Origin of the sequence: Mesorhizobium sp. BR-1-1-10, assembly GCF_020165595.1 — a bacterium.
GTDB lineage: Bacteria > Pseudomonadota > Alphaproteobacteria > Rhizobiales > Rhizobiaceae > Mesorhizobium > Mesorhizobium australicum.
On record NZ_JAIUIL010000003.1, the window covers coordinates 87,002 to 109,903 of the forward strand.

Below are 22,902 nucleotides of genomic sequence, written 5' to 3' on the forward strand. Positions count from 1 at the left end.
CCCAATCCCGGAAATATACGGTATGAGCGGGAACGAATTTCGCCTTCGGAGCGTAATGTAAGGGGCGGCCGATCCGGCCGCGACAGGGGATTGCCCACATGAGAAAGACCGGCAAAAGCCGACGCGTGCAAGAGGCGGCCAGCCTTGGCGCGGACCTGATGCTGGCGCCGCTGGTGGTGATGATGCGGCTGCCGCTGATGGCCATGGAGGCGCGAAGCGGCGAGCCCTGGAGCGCGGAGACGGCAATGGCTGTCAGCGAGAAGACCGTCGCCATGGCCGAGGGCGCGCTTGCGGCGCAAATGTCTTTCCTGCAATCGGCGTCACGTTTCTGGCCGGAGGTTCTCTCGGGTCGAACGCCGTCGCTGTTCAACGGCGTCGCGGCCGAACGGTCGATCAGCGCAGCGCTGAAGCCGGCCGGCCGCGCGGTGAGGGCAAATTTTCGCCGCCTTTCCACAAAGGGTTGAGGCGGAAGCCCCGGAACTTTTTTGCGCATCGTCGAAGTCTTGCGCTAGAACCAATCGGCATACACGCCGATGGGGAACAACATGGCCGGACAACCGCTCAACCAACCGGCTGAAATTCCAGCCGAACTCGATCGCTGGAACTGGGGCGCCTTCTTCCTCAACTGGATTTGGGGCATCGGCAACAGCACCTTCATCGCGCTGCTGGCGCTGATCCCCGTCGTCAACCTCATCATGATCTTCGTGCTCGGCGCGCGCGGCAGCCGCTGGGCTTGGCAAAACCGGGCTTGGCGCGACGCCGAGCAGTTCCGCAAGACGCAGCGCAATTGGGCGATTGCCGGCCTTGCCGTATGGGTGGTCAGTATCGGCGGTTGTGCGACGATGGTCGGCAGCATCCCTTTCGTGCTCAAAGGCAGCGACGCCTACCGCATGACCATGGACGCCGTCCGCACCGATGTTCGGGTCAAGGCCGCCATCGGCGACGATTTGGCCGACAATTTCTGGGTCGGCGGTCATCTCAACGTCAGTGCAAATGGCGCGGGCGACGCCCAGTTCAGCATTCCCGTCCACGGCGCCAAGGGCAAGGGCACCGTATATTCCCATCTGGTTCGCGATGCCGGCACATGGAGTACGCGCCTGCTCGTGGTCCGCGTCGACGGCGTCGATGCACCGATCGTGCTGACCAATGAAGACCATGTGCCGATCCCGGGTGCGGCGATCGGAATATAGACTGATCGTTGGTAATAAAGGGGCCGGAAATGCAAAAACCGCGCCCCATCGGGAACGCGGCTTTGCCAGATACGCATGGCGTTTCGCTACCAAGACACTTGCGAAACTTACGGGCTCCGGTACGCGAGACCTGATCCGGAGCGCCGGGCGGATGCGATATGTCCGCCTCGCAATCTGTTTTATAGGGACATCGTTACCGCGGAGTTATCGAGAGCTTAAGCAAATCTAAATTTGCGGCCCTTGGTCCGGAAGAACCCGAAAAAAATAAACCAAATCCGCTGCTTACGCCGAGTTGCCGCGCAGAAAATTTATTATGCCGGAGAAATCGGCGCCGCCATGGCCCTGGGCGTTGAACAGGGCATAGAGCTGCGCCGCTTCTGCGCCAAGCGGTGTCACCGCGCCCGCGCCAAGCGCTGCTTCCTGCGACAATTTCAGGTCTTTCAGCATAAGAGCCGCCGCAAATCCGGGCTTGTAATCCCTGTTGGCGGGTGAAGTGGGAACCGGGCCAGGCACCGGGCAATAGGTGGTCAGCGACCAGCACTGGCCCGACGAGGTCGAGGCGACGTCGAACAGCGCCTGATGCGACAGGCCGAGTTTTTCCGCCAGCACGAACGCCTCGGCGACGCCGATCATCGAAATGCCGAGGATCATGTTGTTGCAGATCTTCGCCGCCTGTCCGGCGCCGTCACCGCCGCAATGGACGATGCGGCCGGCCATCGGCTTCAGGATCGGCTCGGCGGCCGAGAAGGCATCGTCGGCTCCCCCGGCCATGAAGGTCAATGTACCGGCCGTGGCACCACCGGTGCCGCCCGAAACCGGCGCGTCGATCGACAGCAGGCCGTGCTTTGCTGCGATCGCATGCGCCTTGCGCGCCGATTCGACGTCGATCGTCGAGGAATCGATGAACAGCGCGCCGTTCCTGGCTTTAGGAGCGATGTCCCCATAGACCGACAAAACATGCTTGCCGGCAGGCAGCATGGTGATGACCACGTCGGCATCCTTCACCGCTGCGAGCGCATTGGCCATGACGACGACGCCATGTTCGCGCGCGACCGCGAGGTTTTCCGGCATCAGGTCGAAACCGTGCACGGCATGCCCAGCCTTGACCAGGTTTGCGGCCATCGGATTGCCCATATTGCCGAGGCCGATGAAGGCGATCGTCGTCATTTTACTCAGCCCTTCCAAGTCGGTTTGCCACAACTGTGTTGAACAGCAAAAATTGTAACATTGAGCCCACTTCGGCAGGGCCTGCTGGCGCAGCTGACTGTCCGAGGTCCATCGTCGTTTGTTCAACCATCGTCCGCGCTTTTTCTACGTCGGTATGAGTATCGAAATCCCTGCTTCCGTAAATCACCAGCACTGCCATGGAGCCTTTATCCATGCCGTCCAGATAGTCGAGGTTCTTCTCGGCATAAAATTCGTTCGCCATCCTAAGAAGTTGAAGACCTTGCCCTGGGACTAAATTATTGAAGACGTTCAGATTTACTTGGCCTATCTTTTCACCAGCCAGCGCCCCTTGGCTGACCAATTTGGCCAACATACCAATCGTACTTTGGAGGTAGCCAATGACATAAGGGTCGCGCCAGAAGCCAACAGGTAGGCCTCCAGAGATGTTGAAGGGCGCCAACATCTGTTGAACAGCTTGAGTAACTAGTGAGGTGGCGCTAGCCACTTTGCCGAATCCAAACACTGCTATCCCCCCTCAGTTCCGACCTAGCGGCCGATCAGGGCGCGCGCGATGATGACGCGCATGATTTCGTTGGTGCCTTCGAGGATCTGGTGCACCCTGAGATCGCGCACCAGCTTCTCGATGCCGTAATCATGCAAATAGCCATAGCCGCCGAGCAGTTGCAGCGCGTCGTTGGCGACGTTGAAGCCGGTGTCGGTGACGAAGCGCTTGGCCATTGCCGACCATTTGCCGGCGTCCGGCGCCTTGCGGTCGAGTTTGGAGGCCGCCGCATAGAGGAATATGCGCGCCGCCTGCAACTCTGTCTCCATGTCGGCCAGCCTGAACTGCAGCGCCTGGAACTGGTTGATCTTCGAGCCGAATGCCTTGCGCTCGGCGGTATAGGACAGCGCCTTGTCGAGCGCCGACTGGGCGCCGCCCAGCGAACAGGCGGCGATGTTCAGCCGGCCGCCGTCGAGCCCGGCCATGGCGATGCCGAAGCCGGCGCCTTCGCCCGACAAGAGGTTCTCCGCCGGCACCTTGCAATCCTCGAAGATGACCTGGCGGGTCGACTGCATGTGCCAGCCCATCTTGTGCTCATTGGCGCCGAAGGAGAGGCCGGGCGCATCCTTGGGCACGACGATGGTGGAGATGCCTTTCGGGCCGTCGGCGCCGGTGCGCACCATGACGGCATAGACATCGCTGTCGCCGGCGCCGGAGATGAACTGCTTGGCGCCGTTGAGGATGTAATCGCCGCCGCTTTTCACCGCGCGCGTCTTCAGCGCCGCCGCATCCGAACCCGAGCCAGGCTCGGTCAGGCAATAGCTCGCCAGCCATTCCATGGAGGTGAGCTTCGGCAGGAAGCGCTGGCGCTGCTCATCATTGCCGAACCGGTCGATCATCGAGGCCACCATGTTGTGGATCGAGATGAAGGAGGAAAAGGCCGGGTCGGCGTGCGACAGCGCCTCGAAGATCAGTACGGCGTCGAGCCGGCCGAGCGCGGAACCGCCGACATCGTCCCTGATATAGATGCCGCCGAGGCCGAGCGGCCCCGTCTCGCGGATCACATCGGCGGGGAAATGTCGCCTGCGGTCCCAGTCGAGCGCATCGGGCGCCACGCGATCGGCGGCGAAGGCCCGCGCCATCTCCTGGATGGCACGCTGTTCCTCATTGAGTTCGAACTGGCTGGTGCTCGCATCGACCGCGGCGTCCATGGCGTGCTCCCTGTAGGCTGGCCAGCTAGCTAGCTGGCCTGTCGTTTTTGGCTTTGCGCGCGCATCAATCTAGACCAATGATGCCGCCGCGCAACCCGACCTATCGCGGAGCGGCTGTGCACCAATGCATGCCCGGAGCAAGATGTGACGACAAAATTCGATAAGCTGCTGGAAAAGTTCCACGCCTATCTCGCTTCCGTCGATGACGCTCTGGTGCGCGACGCCGTGGCACGCATAGGTTGGGACATGCCGGCCCGAAAGTTGGAGCCGCATGCGCTTGGCTGCCTGCGCCATCTTGATCGCGCGGCCGGACTGGCACCGCCGGATGCGAGGCCGCTGGTGCGATTGCTGGCCGAGCAGCGCAACGAACTGCATTGGGGACAGACCTACACCGAGGCTGATTTCGGCAGGGCCTTCATCGACAATTACGGCTGGCTGGAAATCTTCGGCACGCGTGGGCACTTCGTCAACGAAGAGGCTGCCGCCGGGCTGCTGATTCTTGGACCCGGGATCGTCTACCCCGACCATCATCACGTCGCCGAGGAAATCTATATTCCGCTGACTGGCGGTACGGAATGGCGCATGGGCGAAAGCGGTTTTCGCAGGCGGGAGGCCGGCGAGGTCGTCCACCATGCCTCCAACGTCAACCATGCCATGCGAACGGGCAAGGAGCCGCTGCTGGCGCTCTATATCTGGCGCGGCGGGCCGTTGGCGCAAAAATCCACGATCACCGGCACCGCGACGCAGGTCAGAGGCTGATGGCCAGGGCAATCATGCTGCAAGGCACAGGGTCGGATGTCGGCAAGACGGTGCTGGTCGCAGGTCTTTGCCGCGCCGCGAAAAAGCGTGGCCTGAAGGTGCGGCCATTCAAGCCGCAGAACATGTCGAACAACGCCGCCGTCGCCGATATCCCCGGCGACAACAACCATGGTGGCGGCGAGATCGGCCGCGCGCAATGGCTGCAGGCGATCGCCTGCGGCGTGCCGCCATCGGTGCATATGAACCCGGTGCTGCTCAAGCCGCAGACCGATGTCGGCGCGCAGGTCATCGTCCAGGGCAAGGTGTTCGGCGAGGCGCGGGCGCGCGACTACCAGGCGCTGAAGGGCCGGCTGATGGATGCAGTGCTGGAGTCCTGGGGCAAGGTCGGCGAGGGCGCCGACCTCGTCATCGTGGAGGGCGCCGGCTCGCCGGCCGAAATCAACCTCCGCAGCCGCGATATCGCCAATATGGGCTTTGCCACGCGCGCCGATGTGCCGGTGGTGCTGGTCGGCGACATCGATCGCGGTGGCGTCATCGCCTCGGTCGCGGGCACGCATCTGATCCTGCCGGAAGAAGACCGGCGCATGATCGTCGGCTATCTCATCAACAAGTTCCGGGGCGATGTCTCGCTGTTCGATGACGGCATCAAGGCGATCGAGAAGTTCACCGACTGGCGCTGTTTCGGCGTCGTGCCGTGGCTGAAGGCCGCGCCACGGCTACCCTCGGAAGATTCCGTGGTGCTGGAGCGGCTGGCATCCGGCGAGGCGCGCGCGCTCAAGGTGGCGGTGCCGATGCTTGGCCGCATTGCGAATTTCGACGATCTCGACCCGCTCAAGGCCGAACCGCAGGTCGAAGTGGTGTTCGTGCCGCCGGGAAAGAAGCTGCCGGCCGATGCCGGGCTGGTGGTCATTCCCGGCTCCAAGTCGACGATCGGCGATCTCCTGAAGTTTCGCGAGAATGGTTGGGATCGGGATCTTGCGGCGCACCGCAAGCGCGGCGGCCATGTCGTCGGCATCTGCGGCGGGTTCCAGATGCTCGGCCGCATGGTACGCGATCCCGACGGCATCGAAGGTTCCGTCACGGAAGCCGAGGGGCTCGGCCTGCTCGATGTCGAGACGGTGATGGAGCCGGAAAAGACTGTGCGCAATGTCACCGCCCGCTCGGTACCGTTCGATCTGCCGCTCGAAGGCTACGAAATCCACCTCGGCCGCACCACGGGTCCGGACACCAGGCGCCCGTCGGCGATCATCAATGGCGCCGAGGATGGCGCGATCTCGGCGGACGGCAAGGTGATCGGCACTTACATGCATGGCCTGTTCGGCGCCGACGGCTTTCGCGGGAAATTCCTCGAAAGCCTAGGCATCAAGGGCGGTGGCCTCGACTATCGTGCCGAAGTCGAGCGGGCGCTGGACGAAGTCGCGGCCGAGCTGGAGACCCATCTCGACTGCGACGCGATTTTTTCGCTGGCGCGTTGAAGGTCGGGCCTTCTCGCTGGCCTTCGGCCAGTACGTGCCGAACGACCAGACATCTCGATTGGCATTGCCCATCCTTCCGCCAAGCGAATCTAGCAGAGCCCGCATTAGAATCAAAAACGCCCGGCTTGGCCGGGCACTCTCAGTCCCCGCTTGTCGAGGGAAACTTGTCAGGCGCCGCGCATCAGGCAGCCGGCGGCCAGCACGATGTAGGCGATAAGAACAATCCACACCGATGCGATCGGAATGAACGCAAGGACGCCAAGCGCGGCAAGAATGCCGATGATGGCGATGACAACGGAGATGATGAAAACAATCTGGGTAGGCGCGCTGAGATTCATGTCTGGCTCCTCCAACATGATTCGAACATCAGCACTGTAACAGGCGCGTGATCACAGACCAATCATGACACGCAACGGGTTGGCCGGATCGGCCAGCAGCTTCACCGCCAGAGCCACGCAGACAATGACCAGCAGCGGCTTGATCAGCTTGGCGCCGATACGCATGGCCAAGCTCGCGCCAACGCGGGCGCCGAGGAACTGGGCGACGCCCATCATCAGGCCAATCTTCCATGAGATGACGCCGACAGCGGCAAAGATGATGAAGCCGCCGATGTTGGAGGCGAAATTGAGCAGTTTGGTGTGCGCCGTTGCCTTGAGCACGCCGTAGCCGGCGAGCGTCACGAAGGCCAGCATGTAGAAGGAACCGGCGCCCGGCCCGAATACGCCATCATAGAACCCGATGGCCGGCACCACGGTCACGCCGAACAGGAAGGGCGACAGGCGCTCGGCCCGGTCGACATCGTTCATGTTGGGCTTGAGCGCGAAGTAGAGCGCAATGGCAATCAGCACCAGCGGCAGGGCCGCGCGTAACAGGTCGCCGGGCACGACCGTGGCCAGCAGTGCGCCGATGGCGCCGCCGGCGAGGGCAAGCAGCGCCGATGGCAACTGCCGGCGCAGGTCGACATGGCCTTTCGAGGCGTAGTGGATCGTCGCCGACCCGGAGCCGAACATGCCTTGCAGCTTGTTGGTTCCAAGCGCCTCGACCGGCGAAAAACCGGCGAGCAGCAGCGCCGGAATGGTGATCAGCCCGCCGCCGCCGGCAATCGAATCGACAAAGCCCGCGGCAAAGGCGGCGAAAGCGAGCATGGCGATGGTCTGGGCGGTGAGGTCGATCATCTGATATGTCGAGATGTCCGTCGGCTGCAGCGCGCGTTCGACCACGGCCACCCCGTTTGCGCAAGGCCGATTCCGCGCTAATTCTGTTGACGAGGAATCGGAAAGGGGCCGTTCATGGCATTCGCATTGCTGGATCAGATACGCTCGATCTTCGACGGCGACCCGGGCGTGCGCAAGGTCGCGGACGATCCCGTCCTGTCGGCGGAACTGCTGATGCTGTTCCGGATGATCCTGGCCGATGGCACGGTGAGCGAGAGCGAGATGATCGCCTTCCGGCGCATCTGCAAGGATGCTTTCGGCATTCCGGAAACCAGCATCGACGCGGTCATCGAATATCTCAACGAATTCGGCTACGAGACCAACGGCTCGCAGGCGATCGCGCTGTTTCGCGACCTCGACGTCGGGCGGCGCAAGCAATTGGCGCAGCACATGGCGGAAATCGCCAAGGCGGATTCGCAACTGGCCGAGACCGAGGTGCGCCTGTTGCGCCGCACGCTCGATTTGCTCGACATCAGCCCGGTCGATGTGGTGAAGCCGGAAGAGTAGCAGGCGGATCGGCAACTCACCCCTGTTCCTGCATCCGTTTCGCGATCGCCCGGCGCAGATCCGGCGCCGCAGCGACAAGCGCCTTGGCCGCCTCTGATTGTGGCTGATCGAGCACTTCGCTCGTCCTGCCGCGCTCGACGATCTTGCCGTCATTCATGACAAGCACCTCATCCGTGATGGCGCGGGCGACGGCCAGGTCGTGAGTGATGAAGAGATAGGCGATGCCGAGTTTCTGGTTGAGTCCGGCGAAGAGGTCCAGGATCTGTGCACGAATCGAAACATCGAGCGCCGAGACCGGCTCGTCGGCGACGACAAGCTTGGGGCGTGTGATGATGGCGCGGGCGATCGACAGGCGTTGGCGCTGGCCGCCGGAAAATTCGTGCGGATATTTGTCCATGTCGCGTTGGTCGAGGCCGACCTCGTGCAGCGCATGCGCCACCATCTCGCGGCGCTCGGCGCGCGTCGGTTTTTTCTCCAGGACATGCAGGGGTTCGGCGACCAGTTTTTCGACCTTCTGGCGCGGATCGAAGGAGCCGTAGGGGTCCTGGAAGACAACCTGCATATCGCGCCTGGCCGGCTTCAGCTCGGCCTCGCTCCTGCCGGTGATGGGTTCGCCGCGAAAGCGGATCACGCCCGAACTCGGCCGGTCCAACGCCAGGATCATGCGGGCAAGGGTCGACTTGCCGCAGCCGGAGCTGCCGACCAGCGCCACCGACTGGCCCGGCGCCATCGACAGGGAGACATCGTCGACCGCACGTATGTCGGGCGCGCGCCTGAACAGCGCGATGCGGCGGCCGGGGTAGTCGCGGCTGACGCCCTCAACCTGCAGCAAGGGTTGGTCCATCCCGACACGATGAGGCTTGGCGCGCGCCGGAACATGCATCGAGGCCTGCGCCAGCTGGCGCGTATAGGGATGGAACTGTTCCGAGAGCGTACGCGCCGTGTCGCCGGCGTCCATCACCTCGCCATGGCGCAGGATGGTGATGCGGTCGGCCATCTCTGTTACGACAGCGAGATCATGCGAGACCAGCAGCAGACCCATGCGGTTCTCCGCCACGAGATCGCGCAGGAGGTCGAGGATCTGTGCCTGCAGCACCACGTCGAGCGCCGTCGTCGGCTCGTCGGCGATCAGCAGCTTCGGCTTCAGCGCGCAGGCGATGGCGATGACGACGCGCTGGCGCTGGCCGCCCGACAATTCGTGCGGATAGCGCGACAGCGGGAATTTCGCTTCGGGCAGGCCGACGCGGTCGAGCATTTTTCGCGCCCGCTCCTCGGCGTCGGCACGGCTTGCCCTGGTGTGCCAGCGTATGCCTTCGGCGACTTGTTCGCCGATCGTCTTGACCGGATTGAGCGCCGTCATCGGCTCCTGGAAAACCATGCCGATGTCGTCGCCGCGCAAGGCACACATCTGGTCCTCGGTCGCGCCGAGAATATCGATGCCGTCGAATGTAATGCGCCCGGTGGCGCGTGCGGCATGGGGCAGGAGCCGCATCACCGTCAGCGCGGTCATCGATTTGCCGGAGCCGGATTCGCCGACCAGCCCCATCACTTCGCCGGGCGCGACGGAGAGCTCCATGTCTTTCAGGATCTGTGTGTCGCCGATGACCAGCGACAGATTATCGACTTCGAGCAGGCTCATCGCTGCCGCCGCGATTTCGGGTCGAGAATGTCGGCGATGCCGTCGCCCAGAAGATTCAGGCCGAGCACGGTGACGACGATCGCCATGCCGGGGAAGATCGCCATCCACGGCGCCACCACCATGCGCGTCTGGGCGTCGAACAGCATGCGGCCCCAGCTCGGCATCGGCGGCTGAGCGCCGAGGCCGAGATAGGAAAGCCCGGCTTCGGCCAGGATGCCCAGCGCGAACTGGATTGTGCCTTGCACTAGGAGCAGCGTGGCGATGTTGGGCAGCACGTGTTCGATCGATATCTGCGTGCTGCTCTTGCCGGCGGCGCGCGCGGCAAGGATGAATTCACGCGGCCAGACGGCCAGCGCGCCGGCGCGGGCGACGCGGGCGAACACCGGAATGTTGAAGATACCGATGGCTATGATCGCGTTGACGGCGCCCGGCCCGAAGATGGCTGTTATCATGATGGCCGACAGCAGCGCGGGGAAGGCGAAGACGAGGTCGTTGATGCGCATCAGCGCCTCGTCGGCGAGGCCGCCGCGCGCGGCGGCGAAGGCGCCAAGCGGCACGCCGACACCCATACCGATCCCGACGGCGACCAGCGCCACGGCGATCGAGTTGCGGGCGCCAACCATGATCATCGACAGGATATCGCGGCCGAAATGGTCGGTGCCGAACCAGTGCGCCAGCGAGGGACCTTGCGTCTTGTCCGCAATGACCAGCCTCGTCACATCGTAGGGTGTCCAGACATAGGAGACGACCGCCATCGCCAGGATCAGCACGGTGATGACGAAACCGGTAACGAAAGCGGTGTTCCCAAACGCCTTGACCAGGATGCCGCGGAACGTCTCGTCGGGGATGTCGATGCGCAGCGTCATTGCCGGGTCCTCAGGCGGGGATCGACCACCGCATAGGAAAGGTCGACGACGAGGTTGACGGCAATGACGGCGGCGACCAGCAGCATGACGACGCTCTCGACGACGATCAGGTCGCGCTGGGTGATCGCCTGGAACACCAGCCGGCCGAGTCCGGGCAAATAGAAGACATTTTCGATGATGATGGTGCCGGCGAGCAGGAAGGCGAACTGCAGGCCAAGGATGGTCAGCACCGGGATCATGGCGTTGCGTAGCGCGTGCCGCCACAGCACGGCTCGATAGGGCAGGCCCTTGGCGCGGGCGGTGCGGATGTAATCCTCGTTGAGCACCTCGATCAGCGCCGAGCGGGTGACGCGCGCCAGGATCGCCGCTTGCGGCAAGGCAAGCGCCACCGCCGGCAACAGCAGCGATTTCAGTGCCGGCCAGGCGCCGGCGCCCCAACCAGGAAAACCACCGGCCGGGACCAGACGCAGCCAGACGGCGAAGACATAGATCAGCATCAGCGCGAACCAGAAATTGGGCACGGCAACGCCAAGCTGCGCGACGCCCATTGAAATCGTATCGCCGGCCCGTCCGCGCCGGCTGGCCGAAAACAGGCCGACCGGAATGGCGATCAAGGTGGAGAGCGCGAGCGCGATCAGCGCCAGCGGCAGCGAGACGGCCAGCCGTTCACGCACGAGATCGATGACCGGGACCGAGTAGGTATAGGAGCGGCCGAAATCGAGGGTGAGCAAGCCGCCGGCCCAGTGCAGATAGCGCAGTACGATCGGCGCGTTGAGGCCCATCTGGTTGCGCAAGAGTTCCACTTGGTCGGCACTGGCGTTCATGCCCAGCATCAGCCGCGCCGGATCGCCGGGGAGGATCTCCAGCACGGCGAACACCACCATCGAGGCAAGCACCAGCGTGGCTAAAGCGATGGCGAGGCGCTTGAGGAGGTAGGCGCTCATGGAAGGCGAGGGAGTGGCGCGCGCACCACGAGCCTCACTCGCTCCACTTCACCTTGGTCAGGTCATTGGCCTGGATCGGCGCATTTTCCCACAGGCCTTGCAGCTTGGCGTCCCAGACACCGACCTTGGGCAATTCGTAGAGGAAGCCGACCACGGCGTCGTCGGCCAGGATCTTCTGCGCCTCGCCAAGCAGTTCCTTGCGCTTGGCCTCGTCGGAGGTGAGGTTGAGGTCGGCGATCACCTTGTCGAAGGTCGGATTGTCGTAGTTGAAGTAATAGTCCTTGCGCGCATAGATATCGATGTCGTTGGGCTCGGTGTGGGAGACGATGGTCAGGTCGTAATCCTTCTTGGTGAACACCTGGTCCAGCCACTGCGCCCATTCGACCGGGATGATCTCCAGGTTGATGCCGACATCGCGAAGTTGCGAGGCGATGATCTCGCCACCGAGCCGTGCATAGCTGGGCGGCGGCAGTTTCAGCGTTGCCTTGAAGCCGTTCTCCAGCCCGGCCTCCTTCAGCAGTTCCTTGGCCTTGTCGACATTGTGTGGATAGAGGCCGGTGAGGTCGACATAGTCCTTGTTCGCCGGCGACATATGCGAGCCGATCGGCAGGCCAAGGCCGGCCGAGGCGCCGTCGATGATCGCCTTGCGGTCGAGCGCGTAGGAGATCGCCTGCCTGACCTGCAGCTTGTCGAAAGGTGGCTTCTTGTTGTTGATCGAGAGGATGGTCTCGCCTTCGGTCGAACCGATCACCACCTTGAAACGCGGATCGTCCTTGACCTGTGCGAGGCTGTCGGGATCGAAGAAGGGGAAAGCTTGGATGTCGCCGGACAAAAGGGCCGGCACATAGGCCGCGGCATCCGGCACGATGCGGAACTCGACCTTGGCGAGGAAAACCGGAGCGCCCCAGTAATGGTCAGATTTGACCAGCGTGATCGATGATCCCTTGGCCCAGTTCTGGAACTTGAACGGGCCGGTGCCAACCGGGTTTTCCTTGTTGGTGTCGGCGGATTTCGGCGACACCATCACCGCGTCGCCCCAGCCCATATTGTAAAGGAAGGATCCTTGCGGGTTTTTCAGCGTGACGTTCACCGTCGCCGGATCGATGACATCGACCTTTTCGATGGCCGCGAACAGGCCCTTCTGCGCGTTGACCGAATTGTCGGCGCGGGCACGGTCGAGCGAGAATTTCACGTCATCGGCGCTGAAATCGGCGCCGTCGTGGAATTTGACGCCGGTGTGCAGCTTGAAGGTGTAGACCTTGCCGTCATCGGAAATGGTCCAGCTTTCCGCCAGATCCGGCAGCACTTCGCCATTGGGTCCGATCCGGGTCAGGCCCTCGAAGACATTGGCGTAGAGCACTTCCTTGATCGCCGCAGCGGCACCAGCGGTTGGGTCGAGATGCGGCGGTTCGAGCGGAATGCCGATGACCAGGTCGGTTCGGGCCGCAAAGGCGGAGGTTCCAGCGGCCAATGCGAGAACCGCGGCGGCCAGAATGGTTTTCCACAATCTCATCGTGCAACTCCCCATGCGTTCAGGACACGTGCTCAAGCCGGGCGATAGAAGCGTGATTTCGCGTGGGAGTAAATTGCGTTTCGTGCTGCCAGGCAGGATGGCTGGGAATGTTTTTGTCGTGCCAGCCCTGTCGGCGGGCCGAAGCTTATCGCGATGCAGGCTTATCCCGTGGCCGTGCCGCGCAGCAGCACGTTGAGCCCGATCGCCATCACCTTGGCCGATTCCACCATGTCCGATATGCCGACCCACTCGTCCGGCCGATGGGCGAGGTCGAGAATGCCCGGGCCATAGGCGATGCAGTCGTGGATATGTCCGATGCGGGCGATGTGCTTCTGGTCGTAGGTGCCGGGCGAAATGACGTAGTCGGGCTCGCGGTCGAAGATCGCATGAATGCCTTGCGCCACCGCCTTGACGACGGGCGCGTCGCGCTCGGTCATCAGCGGCAGTACTTCCATCAGATCGCGGATCTCGTAGTCGAATTTTTTGCGCTCGCGCTTCAGCCGGTCGAGAATGCCGGTCACTTCGGCTTTGACCGTGGCCAGATCCTCCTCGAGAAGGAAGCGGCGGTCGATGGTCAGACGGCAGGAATCGGGCACGTTGGGGGAGGGCAGGCCGGGGCGGAAATCCTCGGTCTGGCCGCCGTGAATGGAATTGATGTTCATGGTCGAGCGCCTGGCGCCTTCCGGCACCACTGGCATGCGCGTGACCTTGAGGTCGAGTGCCGGGAACAGTTCGTCCTCGAATGCCTGCAGCACCGCGCCCATATGGCGCACCGCATTGTCGCCGAGAAACGGCATCGAGCCGTGCGCGATTTCACCCTTGGTCTCGATTTCCGCCCACCAGACGCCGCGATGGCCGAGGCAGATGCGGTCCTTGTTGAGAGGCTCGGGAATGATGACGTGATCGACCCTGGGTTTCGAGAAATAGCCGAGCCCGGCCAGATGGGCGACGCCGCCGAAGCCGCCGGATTCCTCATCGACCGTTCCCGAGATCTCGATGGCGCCGGGAAAGTCGGGAAAGACTTCCAAAAAGGCTTCGACAGCGATGATGGAGGCGGCGAGGCCGCCCTTCATGTCGCAGGCGCCGCGTCCATAGACCTTGCCATCCCTGACGATGCCGGCGAACGGATCGACGGTCCAGCCGTCGCCGGCTTCGACAACGTCGATATGCGAATTGAAATGGACGCAGGCACCAGGTGACCGTCCATCAAACCGCGCAACGACATTGATGCGCGGATAGCGATCGGTGTCCCCGGGCGTGCCGTCGGCGCGGATGAACTCGGTCTCGAAGCCGCTCTTCCTTAGCCGCGCACCGATATAGTTGGCGCATGGTCCGTAGGCTTCGCCGGGTGGATTTATGGTCGGAAAGCGGATCAGGTCGGCGGTCAGCGCCACCAACTCGTCGCGCCTGATGTCGATTGCCTTGAGGAGTCGCCCGTTCATGCCGCGAGTTGAGCAGCGATCCCAGTGGTTTTGCAAGCCCGTCGATCAAATCCGTGCAACGTGTCGCTGTGGCAACTATCGCGGGAAATCGTTCAAATTCACTGCTTTGGATTGGCGAATTGGTCAAAGACTGTGTGTTATCTGTTCACCGCCATTAAAAACGTGAAAAACAACGTGATGGCGAGCAGGCAAGGGCAATCAAAGGGGTTTGATCGCATGAAAATGTCATTTCTCAAGGCAGCAGTATTGGTCGTTGCGCTGTTTGGCGCATCGGCCGCAAGTCAGGCGGCCACATTGGTGGCGAACATCGACGTGTCGTCGCAGACAATGACGGTTCGTTATGGCGATTCTGTCTATCGGTGGGCCGTCTCGACCGCCCGTCCGGGCTATTTCACGCCGCGCGGCACCTACCGGCCGCAGCGCACGGCGCGGATGTGGTATTCGCGCAAATACGACATGTCGCCGATGCCGTACTCGGTGTTCTTCCGTGGCGGCTATGCCATCCATGGAACGGGCGCCGTCAGGCAGCTCGGCCGTCCGGCTTCGCATGGCTGCGTAAGGCTGCATACAGCCAATGCCGCGGCCTTCTATTCAATGGTCCGCGAAGTGGGCTTCGGCAATACGCGCATCGTCGTTACCAATTAGGCAATTGGCGATTTGTTGATACAGGCTTTGTTTGCTGGCGGAGGAACTCACGTTCCCGCCAGCGGCTTGCTCAGGTGTTTGAGACGGGAGCCGGCTTGGTGCGGTTTTTCCGCCGCCACTTGCTGATCTCCCACCTTTTGTGGAACCACATCCATTGGCCTGGATCCTCTCGGACCCAGCGCTCGACGACGTCGTTCAGCATCTGGGTGGTGGCGTGGACATCGACGCTGCCGTCGGCGGTGCGCGGCAGGACCAACTTGTCCTCGATCTCGAGCCGGAAGCGGTTGCCCGGCAACCTGATACAACGCGCCGGATAGACGTCGCAGTCATAGTGGCGGGCAAGGGTGCCGAGCACGCGGTTGCTCTGGCAGGGGCGGCCGAAGAAGGTCGTGTCCAGGCCGTTGGAGAATTTCTGGTCGACGAGAACGCCGATATTGCCGCCATTCTCCAACACCCCCGCCAGCGCGAACGAGGCACCGGCCATCGAAGGCAGCAAGCCTCCCATGGTCGATCGCCTTGTCGAAAGGATGTAGTCGGCGAGGTAGGGGTTGTTGGGCGGCCGAAACAGCGCCGTGATGTTCATGCCGAAGGTCGCGGCCGCCACCGGCAGCAGCTCGAAATTGCCGAGATGGCCGGTGAAGACGATGTGCGGCTGCTTCTCGGCCGCGATCTCCACGAAATGCTCTGTTCCCTTGACCTCGATACGGCCGGACTTTCCGGCCACTGGGTCATAGTCGAACAGGGCGTCGAGGAAGATGTATTCAGCGGCAAGGCGGGCCATGTTGCCCCACATGTCGGAGGCGATGGCCCGGATTTCGTCCTCGCTCTTTTCCGGATAGGCCTTGCGCAGATTGTCGAGGGCGACCTGGTGGCGTCCGACCCTTGGACCGATGAGGCGTGCGGTGCGGTCGGCAAAATTCAGCGCGCTGTCGACCGGCAGCAGGCGCAGCAGCGACATGATGACCATCGCGAGACGCGCAACAAACCAGTAATTCACCTGGCGCAATTGTCTGCCATAGCGAAATTTCAGATCGCGGCGAAGCTTCTTGAGCACGGAAATCGAGGCTCTAGAGCATGATGCCGAAAAGTGTGAAGCGGTTTTCGGATGACATCATGCTCTATTCCTTGATTTAGAGGCGGATTCAGATTTCAGGTCAATTCGACCTGAAATCATCCGACTCTAGGCGACGCGCAGGACGATCTTGCCGAAGACGTCGCGGCCTTCCATGCGCTTCAGCGCGGCATCGATATCGTCGAAGCCGACCTCGGTGTCGATTACCGGAGCGACCTGTCCCGCGGCCATCTTCTGCATGGCGTTGGCCATGTTCTCCATCCGGCAACCGAAGGATCCGAGCAGTTTCAACTGCTGCTGGAAGAGCTGCATCAGGTTGATCTGAGTCGACACGCCGGAGGTCGAACCGCAGGTCACAAGGCGACCGCCGCGCTTCAGGCACAGCATCGAACCGGCAAAGGTGTCGGTGCCCACATGCTCGAACACCACGTCGACGCCTTTCTTCTTCGTCAGCTTGCGCACGACGCCCTCGAAACGATCGTCGCGGTAGTTGATGACATGGTCGGCGCCGAGCGCCTTGGCCTTGTCGATCTTGTCGTTCGAGCCGACCGTGGTGATGATCGTGCAGCCCATCCGCTTGGCCAGCTGGATGGCCGCCGAGCCGATGCCGGATCCGCCGGCATGGACGAGGATCGTCTCACCGGGCTGCAGCCTGGCATTGTCGAACAGCATGTGCTCGACGGTGCCGAAGGTAACGGGCGCCACCGCGGCCCCGATATCGGTCACACCGGGCGGGGCGGGGACCAGCAGGCGCGCCGGCAGGTTGATCTTCTCCTGCGCGAAACCGTCGAGATGGAAGCCGTGAACGCCCGAAACATGCTCGCACAGATTGTCGCGGCCTTCGCGGCAGGCACGACAGAGGCCACAGGTGCGCGCGCCGTAGATCGATACCAATTGTCCGGGCAGCAGGCTGGAAACGCCGGGACCGACAGCCTCTACCTCGCCGGAGGCCTCGGCGCCGACGACCAGCGGCAGCTTGCGCTTGGCGAAGGCCATGCCGCGCCAACCCCAGACGTCGATGTGGTTCAGCGCCACCGCCTTGATGCGCAGCGTCACTTCGCCAAGCGCGGGAGGCGGCGGGGGTGGCAGGTCCACCGTTTCAAGGCGGCGGTCCTCGATAAGTTGCAGTGCGCGCATGGAGCCTGTCGGTTCTGTTAAGCGGAAAGGGCTCGCTTAGACCGGTTCCCGCGCCATGACAAGGCAAGTGTTCTGGCCGCCAAAGCCGAAGGAGTTCGACAGAACGGAGCGAACCTGCGCATCGCGCTTCTTGTTCGGCACGACGTCGAGCACGATCGCCGGGTCAGGATTGTCATAGTTGATGGTCGGAGGAATGACGCTTTCGCGCATCGTCATCAGCGAAAACGCCGCTTCGACCGCGCCCGCCGCCGACAGCGTGTGGCCGATCATCGACTTGTTGGACGAGATCGGCATCGAGCCGATGCGCTCGCCAAACACCGTCGACAGCGACAGGTGCTCCATCTTGTCGTTTTCCGGCGTCGAGGTGCCGTGTGCGTTGACATAGTCTATCTCGTCTTCGCCGAGACCCGCATCGGCAAGTGCGGCCCGGACAGCGGCAATCGCCGGCGACCCATCCGGCTTGGAGCGCGTGCGGTGGAAATCGTCGGCCTTTTCGCCACAGCCGCTGAGGATGCCGAGAACGGCGGCCCCACGGGCAAGCGCCGCCTCCAGCGATTCCAGCACCAGGGCGCCGGATCCCTCGGCCAAAACGAAGCCGTCACGGTCCTTGGAAAACGGCTTGGAAGCCTTTTCCGGATTGTCGTTGTGGGTGGAGAGCGCCGACAGCAGCGAGAAGCGGATCAGCGCCTCGGCGGTCGCCGAGCCGTCGGCGCCGATCGACAGCGCCCGGTCGCATTCGCCACGGCGGATCGCCTCGACGCCGAGCTGGATGGCGGTGGCGCCCGAGGCGCAAGCCGTCGAGAGCGTGATCGGCAGGCCACGCGTGCCGAACCGGTCGGCGAGCCGGTCGGCGATCGAGCCGAACTGGGTGGTTTCGAAGAGATCGAGTTCCTTCAGGCCGCGCGCCACGCGCAGCAGCCTTTCGGCGCCGGAATCCTGCTTGTCGGAATTGTAGAGCGAAAAGCGATCGTGCCAGTCGAGTTCGACCGGCGGCGAGGCGAGGAAGAGAGGGCCTCCGAAATCGCCGGAATTCAGGCCGGCTTCGCCAACAGCCTCCTGAGCCGCGGTTTCCGCCAGTTCATAGGTGAGAAGGCTTGCTCCCTTGGAGCTCGACGGCAGAAAATCGACCATGCCGGAGATCCGTGTGTTGAGGTGATCGACCGGAAAGCGGGTGATCGGGTGGATGCCCGACTTGCCCGAGGTCAGCGCGGCCCAATTGTCTGATTTGCCGACGCCGAGCGAGGTCACCACACCGATACCAGTGACGGCAACCACGGGCCTGCCCATGTGATCTCTGAAATTGGCCATCCGGGAGCCCTCTTATCTCTGCAGTGCGTTCGCCAGACGCCGCCTCAAGCGGCGTTGACCAGCGCCATGCCCTCGAATTGGTGATAGCCGATCGCCGTTGCAAGGACGCTCGCGGGAATGCCTTCAAACGGCTTTTCGGCCGTGGCGTCAAAGACAGGGTAGGCGGCCTTGCGGTCGACCGCGAGTGCCGCCAGCGCTACGGCGAAGGGAAACTGCGCTTCCTTCATGTGCCCGGTCAACGTTGTAAAACCGCGCGCCGATATCGCCGGATTGGCGTCGAGCGCCGCCTTTTCGGCCGATGTTGCCGCATGCGCGCCCGATGCTCCCGACATGGCGAGCAGCTTGCCGTTCAGCGGCAGCGCCTGTTTGAGCAGGAGAGCGATCTCGGCGTCGAGTTCTCCGCGCGCGCGCCTGGCGCGGCCGGAGACGACGGGGCCGAGTTCAGCGTAGATCTTGCGTCCGCGGCTTGCCGCGTGTTCGCGCTGCTCAAGCACCAGGAAGGCACCGCCGGAACCTGAGACCACGCCGCCGCCCTCGGCGCCCTGCCTTTGCCAGACGGGCTTCCACGGGCCGCGATGCAGATAACCGGCCAGCTCGTAGCCGAGCAGCATGTCGGAATGTTCCGTCTGGAAGGCGCCGCCGACCAGGATGTGCGTCGACTGGCCGGAGCGAATGCGCGCGGCTGCCGTCTCGACGGCGGAGACGCCAGCGCCTTCCTCGCCCATGAAGGTCCTGGACGAGCCGGTCACCTTGTGGACGATGGAGATGTTGCCGGCGAGCAGATTGGAAAGCTGCGCCAGGAAAAGCGTCGGTCGCAATTCGGTGGTCAGCTTCTCGTTGAGCAGCACGTCGCGGTCGTTCCGGTTTTCCGAAGCGGCTAGAATGTCGGCGTCGACCGCTTCGTCGCGCTCGCCGCCGCCGGCCGCCACAACCATGTCCATGGTGGTGCAGAGTTCGTCATTGCCCTTGATGCCGGCGTCGTCGAGCGCGAGGCCCGCGGCATAGGTGCCGAGCCTCTGCCATGTCTCCATCTGCCGCTGATCGCCGCGCTTGGCGATCTGCAGGTTCCAGTCGATCTCGGGCAGTGGATGAACCGTGTAGGGCGCGAAGCGCCCGGCCTCGAGCACCGGCTCCCGGCCCGGTTGCGCCAGCTTTTGCCAATGGGCGTCAGGACCTTCCCCCAGCGAGGAAACAAGGCCGATACCTGTGATGACGACGTCGTGGGGGCTGCTCATGAGCGGCTTTGTGGGTCAGGTGACGGAGCGCGTCAAGTCACGCGCCCTGATGACCTCAGGCGGTCTTGGCGGCAACCAGCGCGTCGATCTTGGCGCACAGGTTCTTCATGACGAAGTAATCGTCGGTCGAAGCCTTGCCGTCATTGACTTCCTGGGTCCACTTTTCCAGCGGCACCTTGATGCCGAATTCCTTGTCGATGGCGAACACGATGTCCAGGAAGTCGAGGCTGTCGATGCCGAGATCGTCAATGGTGTGGCTCTCGGGCGTGATGGTGTCGATATCGATCTCGCTGGTGTCGGCAATGATCTTGGCGACTTTGTCGAACGTTGTAGACAAGGGGCTTTTCCTTCTTTGCGGGCGGAATCTGTCCGCATTCGTTTGGGCGCTGTCTAATCGGTTTTTCCCGGCAGGAAAAGGCCTGTTAAGCCGGGCGCAGATGGGTAGGATGCCCAGGAAACGCAAGAAGGGCCGCCGGTCGACCCCCCCCCCCCCTTCCGTTGACGCTACGTAAGCTCAGCTGTCGCGGAGCTTGACAAGGTCGTTCAGCAGCCCGACCGTTCCGTTGTGGACGGTCAGTCGCTCGACCTTGCCGGCGATGGTTTCCAGAGCCTCGAGCTCCTTCAGCCGCAGCATCACCGGGTTCTCCGCCATCACCTTGGCCGTGTTGAGCAGGGAACGCGTGGCGTTCGTCTCCTCGCGGCGGCGGATGACGTTGGCCTCGGCCTGCTTTTCGGCCGAGACCACCTGGTTGAGGATCTCGCGCATCTCACCCGGCAGGATGACATCCTTGAGCGAGATATCGCTGACCTCGACCCCGATCTCGGCCATGTCGGCACGGACCTTGGCCGCCGCTTCCTCGTCGACCGTCACCTTCTTTTCGAGGATCTGGTCGAGCGTGAGCGCGCCCAGCGTCTTGCGGAACGCGTACTGCAGGGCGCGGTAGAGGGCCTCGGAGAAGTCCTTCACCGCACTCACCGCCTTGACCGGGTCGATGACCCGGTATTCGGCCGCGATGTTGACGCGGATCGTGACGCGATCCCTGGTCAGCACTTCCTGCCCGGCGACATCGAGCGACTGGCGCTTGAGGTCGACGACCTTGATCTGCACCATCCGTCCGACGTTCCAGAAGCCGTGCACGCCAGCGGCAAGCGTCCGCACAAGGACACCGTCGATGAACAGCAGCCCGGCCTGGCCGTCGACAACCGGGTGAACGGACATCAATTCCGCCTTCCGAGCCTGGCCGAGCCGGCGCATGACAGCCGGATCGATGGCAAGATCGGCCGAGGTGTCGATCACCGTCACCTTCCACGGTCCGGCATCGGTCCACAGTACCAGCTTACGGTCGGGGGCCTGCACGGAATGCAGGTTGCCGTCACGCTCGATGACGGCAACTTCCGTGCGCCCGGTGCGCACGACGGTGAAATGACGCGCGGCCACGTCCGGGAGCTTGTCGAACAACGCCTTCTCGTACGCCGAAACGAATTCCGGGCTCTTCAGATCGTGCCGGGACACCTCAAGGCTCTGGTTCCGGTTGGCGAGCCAGTGCTCACCCGGCAGCAGGACAGCCTTGATCTCTCCCTTGTAGAGAGTGAGGGCACGTTCGTTTTCCCTAACGAGGACGCGCTCGCGCCCAAGAACTGTATCGAGAATAGTCATTGTCTTACTCCTGTCGGGCATGGCCCCATGCGAGGCGTCACGTCATGCGTCGATCTTCCCTTCGTTTCTCGTTTCACTTCCAATTCCGGACACGAATGATCCGGGGACTGGTGGCATCGATGCGCGGCGGGCCTGCGGGAGCGGATCGCGGGGCAGCGAAGCGGGCGCCGGAGGCGAGCCTCCCTTGCCGGCGACACTGCGCCTTGACCATCACCGCGAGCCTGGCCGCGAGCCGATGGCATCGGACCTTTCGATACGTCCTGGCCCGAAGGCTTCGGCCGTCCGTCACGTCTTCAGCATTCCAGTCCCCGGACCGTTTCAGATAACACCTGGCAGGGTGCTGGCTTATCAAGCCAATGGAGAAGGAATCGAACCTTCGACAATCAGATTATGAGTCTGATGCTCTACCAACTGAGCTATCCGTGGTGCAGACGACAGGACTCGAACCCACAACCTCCGGATTATGTCCGGCGCTCTCCCAGTTGAGCTACATCCGCGATCCCAATCCCCAAAGCGGCGCCGTATACAGGGCGGCAAAGCCGTCTGCACGGGCGGAGACGAAAGCTCCAACCGTTGTGCTCGCTTCGGTTTTCGTGACCGGGAGCGCGCCTATAGCCCCTGCGACGGGTTGTCGCAAGCGACATTGTCGTGCCGAATTCGCGGCTTCTTTCGGCGGTGGCATTTCGGCAACACTCATTGCCGCGCCCGCGTTCGGGAGCAGTTGTCTCAGAAGGTGACGCGGCCGAGTACGCGCAAGCCGTCGCCTTGCGGCTCGACCACCACTGCTTCGCCTTCGCGCGGCGACACGCCGGTCAGCGCCACGATGTTTTCGAGATGGGTGACCAGGACCAGATTGTCGGAGCCGGAATAGGCGCGGATTTCCTTCATGATGGCCGCGATCTGCGCTGCTTTCTGCGCATCGTCACCCTTCAGGAGATCGAGCGGTGCGAACAGCTCCGGCTCGGCTTCGAAGGCGGTGCGCGCGGTGTCGAGGCAGCGGCAATAGCGGCTGGACAAAATGCGCTCGATGGGAGCCGCGCGGGCGGCAAACAGGGCGCCGATCTTGCTTGCCTGCTGCTTGCCGCGCGCCGACAGATTGACCTGGGTGGCGCAATTGCCGATGTCGAAATTGGCCGGGTCGGTGGTGCCGGTGACCATAGCGTGGCGCAGCAGCACGACATGGCCGCCATCGCGCAGCAGCGCCCAGCCGGCGTCCGTCGCGTGCGCGGCGGCGGGGACGACAAGCAGGAACAACGCCAAGGCTAACCGGATCATCGCCACCCTTCCATGCTCCCGTGTCGGGCTCCAACCATTCGCATATAAGGATTGGAAAGCAGGCACAAAGACAAGCCGGGCGTCAGCCGTGTCTCACGCCTCACATTTGGCGAGCTGCTGCTTCACCAGATCGATCACCGAGCG

Annotated in this window: 23 protein-coding genes and 2 tRNA genes; 6 read left to right on the forward strand and 19 right to left on the reverse strand. The window is 63.0% G+C overall.

Translation table 11 applies throughout. The annotated features are described in order from the left end of the window. The first annotated feature begins 98 nt into the window (after positions 1-98). Both LB555_RS06275 and LB555_RS06280 read left to right on the forward strand, forming a co-directional pair. A complete protein-coding gene (locus LB555_RS06275) occupies positions 99-464 on the forward strand; it encodes a hypothetical protein (RefSeq protein WP_015317450.1) in 366 nt (121 codons plus the stop codon). Positions 465-545: 81 nt separating this feature from the next. After that, entirely contained in the window at positions 546-1,190 is a 645-nt protein-coding gene (locus LB555_RS06280; RefSeq protein ID WP_224682483.1) for a cytochrome c oxidase assembly factor Coa1 family protein, read from the forward strand. Positions 1,191-1,472: 282 nt separating this feature from the next. Here LB555_RS06280 and mmsB read toward each other — a convergent pair whose 3' ends face one another. From mmsB to LB555_RS06295, 3 genes are read right to left on the reverse strand one after another with little or no spacing between them, the layout of a single operon-like run. Then, positions 1,473-2,357, reverse strand: coding sequence for a 3-hydroxyisobutyrate dehydrogenase (gene mmsB, locus LB555_RS06285; protein ID WP_140791778.1), 885 nt, complete (start codon positions 2,355-2,357; stop codon positions 1,473-1,475). Position 2,358: 1 nt separating this feature from the next. Beyond that, on the reverse strand, positions 2,359-2,880 hold the full coding sequence (locus LB555_RS06290; protein WP_224682484.1) for a hypothetical protein: 522 nt from the start codon (positions 2,878-2,880) through the stop codon (positions 2,359-2,361). Positions 2,881-2,903: 23 nt separating this feature from the next. After that, positions 2,904-4,070, reverse strand: a complete 1,167-nt coding sequence (locus tag LB555_RS06295; RefSeq protein ID WP_224595087.1) for an isobutyryl-CoA dehydrogenase — start codon at positions 4,068-4,070, stop codon at positions 2,904-2,906. Positions 4,071-4,214: 144 nt separating this feature from the next. On the opposite strand from LB555_RS06295, the gene LB555_RS06300 reads away from it, so the two are divergent. Together LB555_RS06300 and LB555_RS06305 are read left to right on the forward strand one after the other, a co-directional pair. Beyond that, on the forward strand, positions 4,215-4,829 hold the full coding sequence (locus LB555_RS06300; RefSeq protein ID WP_224595088.1) for a dimethylsulfonioproprionate lyase family protein: 615 nt from the start codon (positions 4,215-4,217) through the stop codon (positions 4,827-4,829). Beyond that, positions 4,829-6,304, forward strand: coding sequence for a cobyric acid synthase (locus LB555_RS06305; protein WP_224682485.1), 1,476 nt, complete (start codon positions 4,829-4,831; stop codon positions 6,302-6,304). The genes LB555_RS06300 and LB555_RS06305 overlap by 1 nt, the downstream gene beginning before the upstream one ends. Before the next feature lie 167 nt (positions 6,305-6,471). Here LB555_RS06305 and LB555_RS06310 read toward each other — a convergent pair whose 3' ends face one another. Both LB555_RS06310 and LB555_RS06315 read right to left on the reverse strand, forming a co-directional pair. Next, positions 6,472-6,642, reverse strand: coding sequence for a hypothetical protein (locus LB555_RS06310; RefSeq protein ID WP_023769888.1), 171 nt, complete (start codon positions 6,640-6,642; stop codon positions 6,472-6,474). Positions 6,643-6,693: 51 nt separating this feature from the next. Continuing rightward, positions 6,694-7,479 (reverse strand): TSUP family transporter, encoded by a 786-nt coding sequence (locus LB555_RS06315; protein ID WP_140724190.1) that lies wholly within the window; start codon positions 7,477-7,479, stop codon positions 6,694-6,696. Between the two features lie 114 nt (positions 7,480-7,593). Here LB555_RS06315 and LB555_RS06320 point away from each other — a divergent pair, with 114 nt between their 5' ends. Continuing rightward, the gene (locus LB555_RS06320; RefSeq protein ID WP_015317458.1) at positions 7,594-8,025 is read left to right on the forward strand and encodes a TerB family tellurite resistance protein; all 432 of its coding nucleotides are present in this window, start codon (positions 7,594-7,596) and stop codon (positions 8,023-8,025) included. A gap of 16 nt (positions 8,026-8,041) precedes the next feature. Here the strand turns inward: LB555_RS06320 and LB555_RS06325 are convergent, their stop codons facing one another. The 5 genes from LB555_RS06325 to LB555_RS06345 all read right to left on the reverse strand — a co-directional run bounded on the left by LB555_RS06325 (position 8,042) and on the right by LB555_RS06345 (position 14,429). Continuing rightward, a complete protein-coding gene (locus LB555_RS06325) occupies positions 8,042-9,664 on the reverse strand; it encodes an ABC transporter ATP-binding protein (RefSeq protein ID WP_224682486.1) in 1,623 nt (540 codons plus the stop codon). Further along, complete coding sequence (locus LB555_RS06330; protein ID WP_224682487.1) at positions 9,661-10,530, reverse strand: ABC transporter permease; 870 nt, start codon at positions 10,528-10,530, stop codon at positions 9,661-9,663. Before LB555_RS06330 ends, LB555_RS06325 begins: the two co-directional genes overlap by 4 nt. After that, a complete protein-coding gene (locus LB555_RS06335) occupies positions 10,527-11,474 on the reverse strand; it encodes an ABC transporter permease (RefSeq protein WP_224682488.1) in 948 nt (315 codons plus the stop codon). Before LB555_RS06335 ends, LB555_RS06330 begins: the two co-directional genes overlap by 4 nt. 34 nt (positions 11,475-11,508) lie before the next feature. Further along, on the reverse strand, positions 11,509-12,987 hold the full coding sequence (locus LB555_RS06340; protein ID WP_224682489.1) for an ABC transporter substrate-binding protein: 1,479 nt from the start codon (positions 12,985-12,987) through the stop codon (positions 11,509-11,511). Between the two features lie 161 nt (positions 12,988-13,148). Next, the gene (locus LB555_RS06345; protein WP_224682490.1) at positions 13,149-14,429 is read right to left on the reverse strand and encodes an acetylornithine deacetylase/succinyl-diaminopimelate desuccinylase family protein; all 1,281 of its coding nucleotides are present in this window, start codon (positions 14,427-14,429) and stop codon (positions 13,149-13,151) included. A 216-nt stretch (positions 14,430-14,645) separates the two neighbouring features. On the opposite strand from LB555_RS06345, the gene LB555_RS06350 reads away from it, so the two are divergent. Beyond that, on the forward strand, positions 14,646-15,074 hold the full coding sequence (locus LB555_RS06350; RefSeq protein WP_140714882.1) for a L,D-transpeptidase: 429 nt from the start codon (positions 14,646-14,648) through the stop codon (positions 15,072-15,074). Positions 15,075-15,144: 70 nt separating this feature from the next. Here the strand turns inward: LB555_RS06350 and LB555_RS06355 are convergent, their stop codons facing one another. The 9 genes from LB555_RS06355 to LB555_RS06395 all read right to left on the reverse strand — a co-directional run bounded on the left by LB555_RS06355 (position 15,145) and on the right by LB555_RS06395 (position 22,758). After that, positions 15,145-16,128 (reverse strand): lipid A biosynthesis lauroyl acyltransferase, encoded by a 984-nt coding sequence (locus LB555_RS06355; protein ID WP_224682491.1) that lies wholly within the window; start codon positions 16,126-16,128, stop codon positions 15,145-15,147. Positions 16,129-16,254: 126 nt separating this feature from the next. Then, positions 16,255-17,283 (reverse strand): zinc-binding dehydrogenase, encoded by a 1,029-nt coding sequence (locus LB555_RS06360; protein ID WP_140615990.1) that lies wholly within the window; start codon positions 17,281-17,283, stop codon positions 16,255-16,257. Between the two features lie 36 nt (positions 17,284-17,319). Next, positions 17,320-18,591 (reverse strand): beta-ketoacyl-ACP synthase, encoded by a 1,272-nt coding sequence (locus tag LB555_RS06365; RefSeq protein ID WP_224682492.1) that lies wholly within the window; start codon positions 18,589-18,591, stop codon positions 17,320-17,322. A 44-nt stretch (positions 18,592-18,635) separates the two neighbouring features. Then, on the reverse strand, positions 18,636-19,826 hold the full coding sequence (locus LB555_RS06370) for a beta-ketoacyl-ACP synthase (RefSeq protein WP_224682493.1): 1,191 nt from the start codon (positions 19,824-19,826) through the stop codon (positions 18,636-18,638). 55 nt (positions 19,827-19,881) lie between these two features. Then, the gene (locus tag LB555_RS06375; protein WP_010909964.1) at positions 19,882-20,163 is read right to left on the reverse strand and encodes an acyl carrier protein; all 282 of its coding nucleotides are present in this window, start codon (positions 20,161-20,163) and stop codon (positions 19,882-19,884) included. A gap of 177 nt (positions 20,164-20,340) precedes the next feature. Beyond that, a complete protein-coding gene (locus tag LB555_RS06380; RefSeq protein ID WP_181174586.1) occupies positions 20,341-21,483 on the reverse strand; it encodes a slipin family protein in 1,143 nt (380 codons plus the stop codon). Positions 21,484-21,840: 357 nt separating this feature from the next. After that, positions 21,841-21,905: transfer RNA gene (locus tag LB555_RS06385), tRNA-Met, on the reverse strand. A 1-nt stretch (position 21,906) separates the two neighbouring features. Beyond that, positions 21,907-21,980: transfer RNA gene (locus tag LB555_RS06390), tRNA-Tyr, on the reverse strand. Positions 21,981-22,209: 229 nt separating this feature from the next. Beyond that, the gene (locus tag LB555_RS06395) at positions 22,210-22,758 is read right to left on the reverse strand and encodes a histidine phosphatase family protein (protein WP_015317470.1); all 549 of its coding nucleotides are present in this window, start codon (positions 22,756-22,758) and stop codon (positions 22,210-22,212) included. Positions 22,759-22,902: the final 144 nt, after the last annotated feature.

Coding starts and splice junctions, on each gene's coding strand:
- LB555_RS06275 (WP_015317450.1), top strand. CDS start 99: ATGAGAAAGACCGGCAAAAGCCGACGCGTGCAAGAGGCGGCCAGCCTT.
- LB555_RS06280 (WP_224682483.1), top strand. CDS start 546: ATGGCCGGACAACCGCTCAACCAACCGGCTGAAATTCCAGCCGAACTC.
- mmsB (WP_140791778.1), bottom strand. CDS start 2,357: ATGACGACGATCGCCTTCATCGGCCTCGGCAATATGGGCAATCCGATG.
- LB555_RS06295 (WP_224595087.1), bottom strand. CDS start 4,070: ATGGACGCCGCGGTCGATGCGAGCACCAGCCAGTTCGAACTCAATGAG.
- LB555_RS06305 (WP_224682485.1), top strand. CDS start 4,829: ATGGCCAGGGCAATCATGCTGCAAGGCACAGGGTCGGATGTCGGCAAG.
- LB555_RS06310 (WP_023769888.1), bottom strand. CDS start 6,642: ATGAATCTCAGCGCGCCTACCCAGATTGTTTTCATCATCTCCGTTGTC.
- LB555_RS06315 (WP_140724190.1), bottom strand. CDS start 7,479: ATGATCGACCTCACCGCCCAGACCATCGCCATGCTCGCTTTCGCCGCC.
- LB555_RS06320 (WP_015317458.1), top strand. CDS start 7,594: ATGGCATTCGCATTGCTGGATCAGATACGCTCGATCTTCGACGGCGAC.
- LB555_RS06325 (WP_224682486.1), bottom strand. CDS start 9,664: ATGAGCCTGCTCGAAGTCGATAATCTGTCGCTGGTCATCGGCGACACA.
- LB555_RS06330 (WP_224682487.1), bottom strand. CDS start 10,530: ATGACGCTGCGCATCGACATCCCCGACGAGACGTTCCGCGGCATCCTG.
- LB555_RS06335 (WP_224682488.1), bottom strand. CDS start 11,474: ATGAGCGCCTACCTCCTCAAGCGCCTCGCCATCGCTTTAGCCACGCTG.
- LB555_RS06340 (WP_224682489.1), bottom strand. CDS start 12,987: ATGAGATTGTGGAAAACCATTCTGGCCGCCGCGGTTCTCGCATTGGCC.
- LB555_RS06345 (WP_224682490.1), bottom strand. CDS start 14,429: ATGAACGGGCGACTCCTCAAGGCAATCGACATCAGGCGCGACGAGTTG.
- LB555_RS06350 (WP_140714882.1), top strand. CDS start 14,646: ATGAAAATGTCATTTCTCAAGGCAGCAGTATTGGTCGTTGCGCTGTTT.
- LB555_RS06360 (WP_140615990.1), bottom strand. CDS start 17,283: ATGCGCGCACTGCAACTTATCGAGGACCGCCGCCTTGAAACGGTGGAC.
- LB555_RS06365 (WP_224682492.1), bottom strand. CDS start 18,591: ATGGCCAATTTCAGAGATCACATGGGCAGGCCCGTGGTTGCCGTCACT.
- LB555_RS06370 (WP_224682493.1), bottom strand. CDS start 19,826: ATGAGCAGCCCCCACGACGTCGTCATCACAGGTATCGGCCTTGTTTCC.
- LB555_RS06380 (WP_181174586.1), bottom strand. CDS start 21,483: ATGACTATTCTCGATACAGTTCTTGGGCGCGAGCGCGTCCTCGTTAGG.
- LB555_RS06395 (WP_015317470.1), bottom strand. CDS start 22,758: ATGATCCGGTTAGCCTTGGCGTTGTTCCTGCTTGTCGTCCCCGCCGCC.